The 8,494-nt window shown below is 34.0% G+C and carries 12 protein-coding genes and 1 pseudogene; 12 read left to right on the top strand and 1 reads right to left on the bottom strand.

The features are described from left to right. Positions 1-19: 19 nt before the first annotated feature. On the bottom strand, positions 20-538 hold the full coding sequence (locus LrDSM24759_RS07395) for a helix-turn-helix domain-containing protein (RefSeq protein WP_117118827.1): 519 nt from the start codon (positions 536-538) through the stop codon (positions 20-22). Between the two features lie 216 nt (positions 539-754). Between LrDSM24759_RS07395 and LrDSM24759_RS07390 the strand changes: the two genes are divergently transcribed. The 12 genes and pseudogenes from LrDSM24759_RS07390 to LrDSM24759_RS07335 all read left to right on the top strand — a co-directional run. Further along, the gene (locus tag LrDSM24759_RS07390; protein WP_117118826.1) at positions 755-1,033 is read left to right on the top strand and encodes a bacteriocin immunity protein; all 279 of its coding nucleotides are present in this window, start codon (positions 755-757) and stop codon (positions 1,031-1,033) included. A gap of 141 nt (positions 1,034-1,174) precedes the next feature. Beyond that, positions 1,175-1,939, top strand: a complete 765-nt coding sequence (locus tag LrDSM24759_RS07385; protein ID WP_117118825.1) for a carboxymuconolactone decarboxylase family protein — start codon at positions 1,175-1,177, stop codon at positions 1,937-1,939. Between the two features lie 12 nt (positions 1,940-1,951). Beyond that, positions 1,952-2,599: an NAD(P)H-binding protein gene (locus LrDSM24759_RS07380; protein WP_117118824.1), complete on the top strand. Its 648-nt coding sequence runs from the start codon at positions 1,952-1,954 to the stop codon at positions 2,597-2,599. A gap of 104 nt (positions 2,600-2,703) precedes the next feature. Next, positions 2,704-3,069 (top strand): pyridoxamine 5'-phosphate oxidase family protein, encoded by a 366-nt coding sequence (locus tag LrDSM24759_RS07375; protein WP_117118823.1) that lies wholly within the window; start codon positions 2,704-2,706, stop codon positions 3,067-3,069. Between the two features lie 81 nt (positions 3,070-3,150). Next, positions 3,151-3,492 (top strand): YlxM family DNA-binding protein, encoded by a 342-nt coding sequence (gene ylxM, locus LrDSM24759_RS07370; protein ID WP_117118822.1) that lies wholly within the window; start codon positions 3,151-3,153, stop codon positions 3,490-3,492. A gap of 4 nt (positions 3,493-3,496) precedes the next feature. Beyond that, positions 3,497-4,924 (top strand): signal recognition particle protein, encoded by a 1,428-nt coding sequence (gene ffh, locus LrDSM24759_RS07365; protein WP_117118821.1) that lies wholly within the window; start codon positions 3,497-3,499, stop codon positions 4,922-4,924. 88 nt (positions 4,925-5,012) lie between these two features. Further along, complete coding sequence (gene rpsP, locus LrDSM24759_RS07360) at positions 5,013-5,285, top strand: 30S ribosomal protein S16 (protein WP_117118820.1); 273 nt, start codon at positions 5,013-5,015, stop codon at positions 5,283-5,285. Positions 5,286-5,351: 66 nt separating this feature from the next. After that, on the top strand, positions 5,352-5,882 hold the full coding sequence (rimM, locus tag LrDSM24759_RS07355; protein WP_117118819.1) for a ribosome maturation factor RimM: 531 nt from the start codon (positions 5,352-5,354) through the stop codon (positions 5,880-5,882). Further along, positions 5,872-6,594 (top strand): tRNA (guanosine(37)-N1)-methyltransferase TrmD, encoded by a 723-nt coding sequence (gene trmD / locus LrDSM24759_RS07350; RefSeq protein ID WP_117118818.1) that lies wholly within the window; start codon positions 5,872-5,874, stop codon positions 6,592-6,594. Before rimM ends, trmD begins: the two co-directional genes overlap by 11 nt. 116 nt (positions 6,595-6,710) lie before the next feature. Further along, a complete protein-coding gene (gene rplS / locus LrDSM24759_RS07345) occupies positions 6,711-7,061 on the top strand; it encodes a 50S ribosomal protein L19 (RefSeq protein ID WP_117118817.1) in 351 nt (116 codons plus the stop codon). A gap of 71 nt (positions 7,062-7,132) precedes the next feature. Then, positions 7,133-8,122, top strand: coding sequence for a class III bacteriocin (locus LrDSM24759_RS07340; RefSeq protein WP_117118816.1), 990 nt, complete (start codon positions 7,133-7,135; stop codon positions 8,120-8,122). Positions 8,123-8,370: 248 nt separating this feature from the next. After that, positions 8,371-8,494, top strand: a pseudogene (locus LrDSM24759_RS07335) (IS110 family RNA-guided transposase); the annotation flags it as partial.

Below are 8,494 nucleotides of genomic sequence, written 5' to 3'. Positions count from 1 at the left end.
TCTTGCCTTAATTCTTTAATTATTTGCCGTTCTTCTTGTTTTGTTCTCTGTTTTGAATTAAGGCGTCTAATTTTTTTAAGTATTCATTTTCAATGAAGAGACTACGATTTTCTTTTCTTAATCTTTCTAATTCTTCACGCTCTGATTTAGAAAGCGGACTAATTTTCTTTTGCTTTTTAACCAATGGAGGTCGACCTCGTTTTTTATTTGAAGCAACAAGATCTCCTTTATCTTTAGCTTTTTGCCATTGATAAATAGTGCCTGGATTTGAAATACCAAACTTAACTGCAGTTGCTTCATAAGTTTCATGATATTGTTTTTTCCAGTTTAAAACATTAAGTTTAAATTCACCACTATATTCTTCATGCTTTTTCTTAGGATTGAGAATATTAGGTCCATGTCTTTTATATTGTTTTACCCAAAAACGAAGTTGAGCATGCTCTCCGATATTAAATTTTTTTATTATTTCTCCTGAACTTTGACCTTCAAGATATAATTTAACGGCTGCTAGTTTTTGTTCATAAGTAAATTTAGTCAAAATAAAAACCTCCAAAATTGAACTTTTTGTCCAACTTTGGGGGTTAACTTCATTATTAACTTCGCTACTTTTATTTTATTTTTTATTTGCCCTACTTTCATAAAATTGGATTATGTGATGCTTTATAATTTTGCTCTTTGTGAAATGAAAAGTGAAACTTGATTGACTATTGAAAATATTAAGTAGAGGGTTACATTATTTACGGGGGAATAGAAGATGTTTGGTAAAAAGAATGAGAAACAAATAAAATTTGAAATAGAGTTAAAAGAAGTAATGGCAAATTATGAAGTTAAAGCTAATCCAGTTTTGATGCACTTACTAAGTGAAGCCAAGAGTAAAATTGATAAAAACAATTCAGTCCAAAGTGTTGCTTCTAATTTAGCCTATAAATTAAAAGAAAATTTCTCAGAAGCGGAGTTGCCTAAAATAGTGGTTGAATTTCAATTAAAAATTGAGAAATACACTGCTTTTGGTGCTAATGGAATAGTTTGGTAGTAAAGATTTGAACTTAAAGAGTGAAGAAGATATTCTTCACTCTTTTTCCATAAGTACAAATATTACAATACTTAATTTTTGGTACAAAATTGATTTACTAATAAAATAGAAGTGAGTAGAAGATTTAAAGGAGTAATAATTATGGCAATTAGTGAAAATGCAAAAAAATATCATGAGAAAATGTTTCCAGGATATGAATCAGATTTTAAGCGTACTGATCCTGAATTTAGTGAACGTTTTGACAACTTTGCTTTTGATGAGGTAGTAAATCACGATGACATGAGTGATCGGACAAGATTTATGACCATTTTAGCTACCTTAATTGGCTGTCAAGGTAAAGAAGAATATCAAGCTATGGTACCGGCTGCCTTAAACTTTGGTGTCAAGCCAGTTGAAATTAAAGAAATTGTTTATCAAGCCGTCGCTTATCTTGGAATTGGCAGAGTTTTTCCATTTTTAAAAATAACTAATGAAGTTTTTGAAAAGCAAGGTATTAAGCTTCCACTTGAAGGCCAAGCTACTACTACAACAGACGAGCGTTTAAAAGCAGGAGAACAAGCACAAATTGATATTTTTGGTCCAGGGATGAAAGATTTCTGGAAGTCTGGTCCTAAAGAAAGCCAACATATCAATTATTGGTTAGCTGATAACTGTTTTGGTGATTATTACACCCGTAAAGGTTTAACGCTTAAAGAAAGAGAGCTAATGACTTTTTGTTACTTATCAGCTCAAGGTGGCGTTGAACCTCAATTGACGGCTCATGCTAAGGCAAACTTAGCAATGGGTAATGATAAACAATTTTTAATTGATGTAATTTCACAAAACATTCCTTACATTGGTTATCCACGTAGTTTGAATGCTCTACGGTGTGTAAACGATGCTGCAAGTGAGCTAGAACAAAATTAGGAGGTAATTGAAATGACTAATGTTTTAATTTTAGGAGCAAATGGACAAATTGCTCGTCTTGTTGAAGAACGATTATTAAAAGAACAACCTGATGTTGAACTAACACTTTTCTTACGTAATTCAAAGCGTTTAGCAAATTTGGCTAATAACGATCATGTCCGCATTATTGAAGGCAATGCAGAAAATGAAAAAGAAGTAGCTGATGCGATGCATGGTCAAGATATAGTTTATGTAGCAATGGTTGATCATGACCATGATAATCAAATTACTAAAAATGTAATTGAAGCAATGAAGCATAACAACGTAAACCGTATCATTTCATCTAATATTTTGGGTATTTATAATGAAGTCCCAGGTGAGTTTGGGCGCTGGAACCATGAACAAGTAAAATCAGGTTTAGATGCTGCGATCAAATCAGCTGAATTACTGGAAGATTCAAGATTAGATTACACGATCATCCGTATTCCTTGGTTAAATAATCGTGATGAAATTAAATACACTGTAACTCATAAAAATGAAGAATATGTTGGTGTATCAGGTTCACGCAAGAGTATTGCTGATTTAATTGTAAAAATTATTGCTGATCCTTCTTACTTATCTAAAGAGAGCGTTGGCCTAGCTGACCCAGATACTCAAGGTGAGAGTCGTCCAGTATATTAAGTAAAAGAATAAGTTCCAAGAATTTGTAAGCTAATAACTTTTATCCTTTCACAAAAACCGATATAATATTACTTGTAATAGATAAGTAAAGGGAGAGATTAATTATGAAGAAATTAGATTCAAGTAAGTTAACTCCAGAACAACAAAATATGTTTAATGATGAATTAGCATATCTTGCTACTGTAAGCAAGGATGGTACTCCACAAGTTGGTCCTAAGGCTTCATTAATTGCAATTAATGACCACCAATTACAATACTTAGAAAAAACTAAGTCAACTGCATACCAAAATATTAAGGATGGTTCAAAAGTTGCTGTTGTTGCAGCTAATGTTCCTACTCACAAGGCAGTTCGTGTAGTTGGTAATGCAGAAATTCATGAAAATGATGAATTTGCTAAGGCTATCGTAGAAAATTCTGATACTCCAGATGCATACGTAGTTGTAATTAACGTTGAACAAGTTAACGGCTAATTATAAATAAGATTTAATAATTAAAAGAGCGACATGTGATTGTCGCTCTTTTTTTGCTATACTGAAACAAGGTGAAGACATATGAATGAACTTGAAAAAAATGAATTATTAGGTAATTTATATGCCTATTATGGTTCTCTTTTGACAAAAGGGCAGCAAGACTACTTTGAAGATTATTATTATAATGATCTTTCTTTAGGTGAAATTGCTGATAATCACCATGTTTCTAGGCAGGCTGTTTATGATAATCTAAAACGATCTAGTAAAGCCCTAGAAAAGTATGAAACAAAACTCCATATGGCGCAAGATTATCAAAAGTTTAGCAAATTAGCTCAACAAATTTCGACGGCACTGAAAAATAAAGATGATCAATTAGCTAAAGAAAAAGTAAAATATTTATTAAATGAATTAGGCGAGGTTTAAGTACATGGCTTTTGAAAGTTTAAGCGAGAGACTCCAAAAGGCTCTAAGAAATTTAACTGGTAAAGGAAAAATTAGTGAAGCAGATATTAATGAGGCTTCACGTGAAATTAGATTAGCTTTACTTGAGGCCGATGTTAACTTTAAAGTTGTAAAAGATTTTATTAAGACTATTAAGAAAGAGGCCCTAGGTAAAGAAGTTCAAGAAAGTTTAAATCCTGGTCAACAAATAATTAAGATTGTTGATCAAGAGTTAACTAAGATGATGGGTGAAGAATCCGTTACCTTAAATAAAGCTCCTCATATTCCGACAATTATTATGATGGTAGGGTTACAAGGTACTGGTAAAACAACTACAGTTGGTAAATTAGCCAACTACCTTAAGAAAAACGAAAATGCTCGTCCCTTATTAATTGCTGGCGATATTTATCGTCCTGCCGCAATTGATCAATTAAAACAAATTGGTGCTGACTTAGAAGTACCTGTATATAGTGAAGATAATCAAGATGTTCCTGAAATTGTTAAACACGGACTTGCTGAAGCTGATAAAAATAAAAATGATTATGTAATCATCGATACGGCCGGTCGTTTAGAAATCGACGAGCAATTGATGGATGAATTAAAACGTATTACAGAAGTTGCTCATCCCGAAAATACTTTACTTGTTGTTGATGCAATGACGGGTCAAGCAGCAACCAAGGTTGCTGAAGGTTTTAATCAGGATCTTGATTTAACTGGTGTTATCTTAACTAAATTAGATGGTGACACTCGTGGTGGTGCTGCCTTATCAGTAAGAGCAGTTACTGGCTTGCCAATTCTTTTCACGGGACAAGGTGAAAAATTAACGGCCTTGGAGCCATTCCATCCTGATCGGATGGCTTCAAGAATTCTTGGCATGGGCGATATGCTTAGCTTAATTGAAAAAGCCCAACAAGATTATGATGCTAAAGAGGCCGAAAAAGTAGCGCAAAAAATGCGTGAAAACACATTTGATTTTAATGACTTTATTGATCAATTAGAACAAGTTCAAAAAATGGGACCGATTGATCAACTTATCAAAATGATTCCTGGAATGGCTAATAATCCGGCTTTAAAGAATATTTCAATGCCAGAAAAGCAAATTGACCATACTAAGGCTATTGTTTACTCAATGACGCCAGCTGAAAGGGAAGATCCGGATATTTTAAATCCTTCTCGTCGTCGTAGAATTGCTGCCGGTTCTGGAATCGCTGTAGCAGAAGTTAATCGAATGATTAAGCAATTTAAACAGGCTAAAGAAATGATGCAAAAGATGACATCGGGCAATATGAAAGGATTGGAAAATATCCCGGGAATGAATTCCCCGATGGGAAAAATGGCAATGCGCTCAATGAGTAAGAGATTTAAGAAAAGTAAAAAGAAGCGCATGAAAAAGATTAAACGATTCCATTCATAAAAATAATTAGTGTGTTAAGGAAAAAACCTTTACACCATTTTTATGTTGTGCTATATTATTTAAGTCAAGAAAATTAGGAGGAAAATAAATGTCTGTTAAAATTCGTATGCGCCGTATGGGCTCAAAGAGAAAACCTTTCTACCGTATTGTTGTTGCCGACTCACGTATGCCACGTGATGGTCGTTTCATCGAAGAAGTAGGTTACTACAACCCACTTACTAACCCTGATGAAGTTAAGCTTGAAGAAGGTAAGATCTTTGATTGGCTTGAAAAGGGTGCACAACCTTCAGATACTGTAAGAAGCTTACTTTCAGATGCTGGTATTATGAAAAGATACCACGATGCAAAATACGGTAAGTAATTACTGATCTAAAAAGAGCTTGGGAGTAAGTCCTAAGCTCTTTTCTTTTTATGATGAGGTTTTTAAATGGATAATTATTTTGAAGTAGGTAAAATTTTAACAACCCATGGTTTAAAAGGAGAAGTTAAAGTTAATCCAATTACTGATTTTATTGAAGAACGTTTTACTCCAGGTACAAACTTATATATTGGAAAAAATGTTAAAGATACTGATATGGAGCCCGTTACCGTAGAAAAGGCAAGAATGCATAAGCAATTTGTCTTAGTAACTTTTTCAGGCATTGATAATATTGATGAGGCTAAAAAAATCTGTGGTGAAATGATTTTTGTTAAAGAAAGTGATCGCCAAGAATTAAAGGATGGGTCGTATTACTATAAAGATATTTTAGAGCTACCAGTTTACGACGCAGAAAGTGACAAAAAACTAGGAATTTTAACTGACATTGAAACTCCAGGAGCAAATGATATTTGGGAGATTAAGCCTGATCAGGGTAAATCGTTCTGGATTCCAAATATTGCTTCCGTTGTCAAAAAGGTTGATTTGGATAATCACCGCATAGAAGTAACTTTACTCGAGGGATTACGCGATGAAGATTAATGTTTTAACTTTATTTCCTGATATGTTTACTCCTCTTCAAGTTTCCATGCTAGGACGTGGACTGGAAGATGGAAAATGGGATTTAAACTTAGTTAATTTTAGAGACTTTACAACTGATGTTCATCATCATGTAGATGATACGCCATATGGTGGTGGAGCAGGGATGGTTTTACAGATCATGCCGATCAAAAAGGCATTAGACTCATTAGATAATAAAGGGAAGGTTATTATAACTGCGCCGCAAGGGAAAACCTTTAATGAAAAAATGGCGCAGGATTGGTCTAAAGAAGAAAATTTAACTTTTATTTGTGGCCACTATGAAGGTTTTGACCAACGTGTTTATGATTTAGCAGATGAAACAGTTTCAATTGGTGATTATGTGTTAACTGGCGGAGAACTGCCAACAATGAGCATGATTGATGCAACAGTACGACTTCTGCCAGGAATTTTAGGAAATGCGGCTTCTCCAGTAGAAGAAAGTTTTTCCCATGGCTTATTAGAATATCCGCAATATACGCGACCAGCAGATTTTGAAGGGTTAAAAGTACCAGAAGTTTTAACTTCTGGTAACCATCAAAAAATTGCTGAATGGCGTCATCGCGAGGCTTTAAAAACTACTTTTCTGAATCGTCCTGATATGCTAGAAGATCGTGAATTAACTAAGGAAGAAGCAAAAATGCTTAAAGAAATTAAGGCTGAATTAGGTAAATAGCATTTACAGGTAAACTTTCATTTGATAAACTATTTCATGTGGTAATTAACCACATGAGTTATGGGTATTCCGCTGGCAGAGGTTGTTTATGAATGCCGTAGAAGGAGAGAAATATAATGGATCCATTAATTCAAGAATTAACAAAAGATCAAATCCGTACCGATTTACCAGACTTCCGTGCTGGTGATACTGTTCGTGTTCACGTACGTGTTGTTGAAGGTAGTCACGAACGTATCCAGATCTTCGAAGGTGTTGTAATTAAGAGAAAGGGTGCTGGTATCAGCGCTACTTACACTGTTCGTAAGATGTCATCAGGTATCGGTGTTGAACGTACCTTCCCAGTAAACGACCCACGTGTTGCTAAAGTTGAAGTTGTACGTCAAGGTCGTGTACGTCGTGCTAAGCTTTACTACTTACGTGATCGTCATGGTAAGGCAGCAAGAATTGCTGAAAAGCGTCGTAAATAATAAAAATAAAGCTTTCTCATCGGAGAAGGCTTTATTTTTTTATATACTAATGAAAAGAAAAGATCTAAGATATGATTCAAAGAAATGCACAAATAAAGTTAAAATATGATTTAAATAATTTGCATCATGTCGTAGTACAGGCTAGTGCTGTCAGTCCAGAGCAAGTTTATGCTTTGCAACTACTTCATCAGCAAACTGATACAGTGGTCTACCGCCATCCTGCTTTTGGTCAAGAAGTTGATTTTGAAGACGAAGAACCTGTTTTATATTTAAAGGGGAATAATCAAAATTTGGCTGGCAGTCATACTCAAACTTGGATATATTCTGGACGTGAAAATCGCTATTTTGTTGGGGTAAAACCCAAAAAATTCGGTCATACACTTTGGGCTACTCAAATTGCTCGTGTTAATTTGGGGGAAGCCGGTGAACAAATTTTTAATAGTAATACCCAGTTACCACGTTTGTCATATCTAAATCGCGCAGGCAAGAGATATCCAGGCAAAAATTTAGTTAGAGTAGAGGCTGCTATATCACCTGATTTTCAAACCTTTCTAATTGCTAGTATCGATAAAGATCATACCGGACATTTTGCGCTTTATAATTTAGCTGAGATAAATAAGGTGCTGGATGGCATTGAGGATAATCCCAAAGATATAAATATTGAAAATCTAACTTGTTTAGATTCTTTTACTATTCCTAATTTTAATAGTAAATACATTGCTTCTATTCAAGGCTATGGCATTGATAACGAAAAAAATATTTATATTTCTAGTCAGCCAAGTCCCAAACAAAATTGGCTAGGATTTGCTATTCAGAGTAGTCCACGAGAAATAGTAAAAATTCCTTGGGGAAGTAAAATAGCAGATAATTGGGAAGTCATCAATCTAGATAAAGAAAAATTACTAAATATGCGTGGATTTGTGACAGAATTTGAAGGAATACAAGTAATTGATCAAAATCATGCTTATTTAACTGTTGCTTATCATAAGAAATACGGTGCAACTACGCTTTATAATAAGATATTTGAAATAAAAATAGAAAAACAAAACATTCTAAGCTAAATAGTGAATTAGTTATCCGACGGGATAATTAATTCACTATTTTTATTCTCTTGTAGAATTTAAGTAGTAGTAAAGCGATATGTCAAAGCTCTTTTAGACACTTGATGTCGTAAACAAAACTGGCAGTTTTACTTAAGTTATCAATAGTCTCTTCGAAGAATGTGGACACTTTGATGTCGAGTTTAGAAAATTAGATCTGATTTCTTAAGTAAATACCCTTTACTACGCATGCTTAGGAGGTTTATATTATGCAAGTTACTTTTGGAATTGATGTAAGTAAGTCTACTTCTACTATTTGTGAGCTAATTGGTGAAAGTAAAAATGAATTTACCATTACTAATGATCGTCCTGGTTTTATTAAATTGCTTCACG

Source organism: Lactobacillus rodentium (assembly GCF_003423665.1).
Lineage (GTDB): Bacteria > Bacillota > Bacilli > Lactobacillales > Lactobacillaceae > Lactobacillus > Lactobacillus rodentium.
Note: the sequence above shows the minus strand (reverse complement) of the source record. Positions and strands in the feature narration are given on the sequence as shown.

Bases quoted from the DNA above. Each gene is read 5' to 3' on its own strand.
- ffh (WP_117118821.1), top strand. From the start codon at position 3,497: ATGGCTTTTGAAAGTTTAAGCGAGAGACTCCAAAAGGCTCTAAGAAAT.
- ylxM (WP_117118822.1), top strand. From the start codon at position 3,151: ATGAATGAACTTGAAAAAAATGAATTATTAGGTAATTTATATGCCTAT.
- LrDSM24759_RS07390 (WP_117118826.1), top strand. From the start codon at position 755: ATGTTTGGTAAAAAGAATGAGAAACAAATAAAATTTGAAATAGAGTTA.
- LrDSM24759_RS07385 (WP_117118825.1), top strand. From the start codon at position 1,175: ATGGCAATTAGTGAAAATGCAAAAAAATATCATGAGAAAATGTTTCCA.
- rpsP (WP_117118820.1), top strand. From the start codon at position 5,013: ATGTCTGTTAAAATTCGTATGCGCCGTATGGGCTCAAAGAGAAAACCT.
- LrDSM24759_RS07380 (WP_117118824.1), top strand. From the start codon at position 1,952: ATGACTAATGTTTTAATTTTAGGAGCAAATGGACAAATTGCTCGTCTT.
- LrDSM24759_RS07375 (WP_117118823.1), top strand. From the start codon at position 2,704: ATGAAGAAATTAGATTCAAGTAAGTTAACTCCAGAACAACAAAATATG.
- rimM (WP_117118819.1), top strand. From the start codon at position 5,352: ATGGATAATTATTTTGAAGTAGGTAAAATTTTAACAACCCATGGTTTA.
- trmD (WP_117118818.1), top strand. From the start codon at position 5,872: ATGAAGATTAATGTTTTAACTTTATTTCCTGATATGTTTACTCCTCTT.
- rplS (WP_117118817.1), top strand. From the start codon at position 6,711: ATGGATCCATTAATTCAAGAATTAACAAAAGATCAAATCCGTACCGAT.
- LrDSM24759_RS07340 (WP_117118816.1), top strand. From the start codon at position 7,133: ATGATTCAAAGAAATGCACAAATAAAGTTAAAATATGATTTAAATAAT.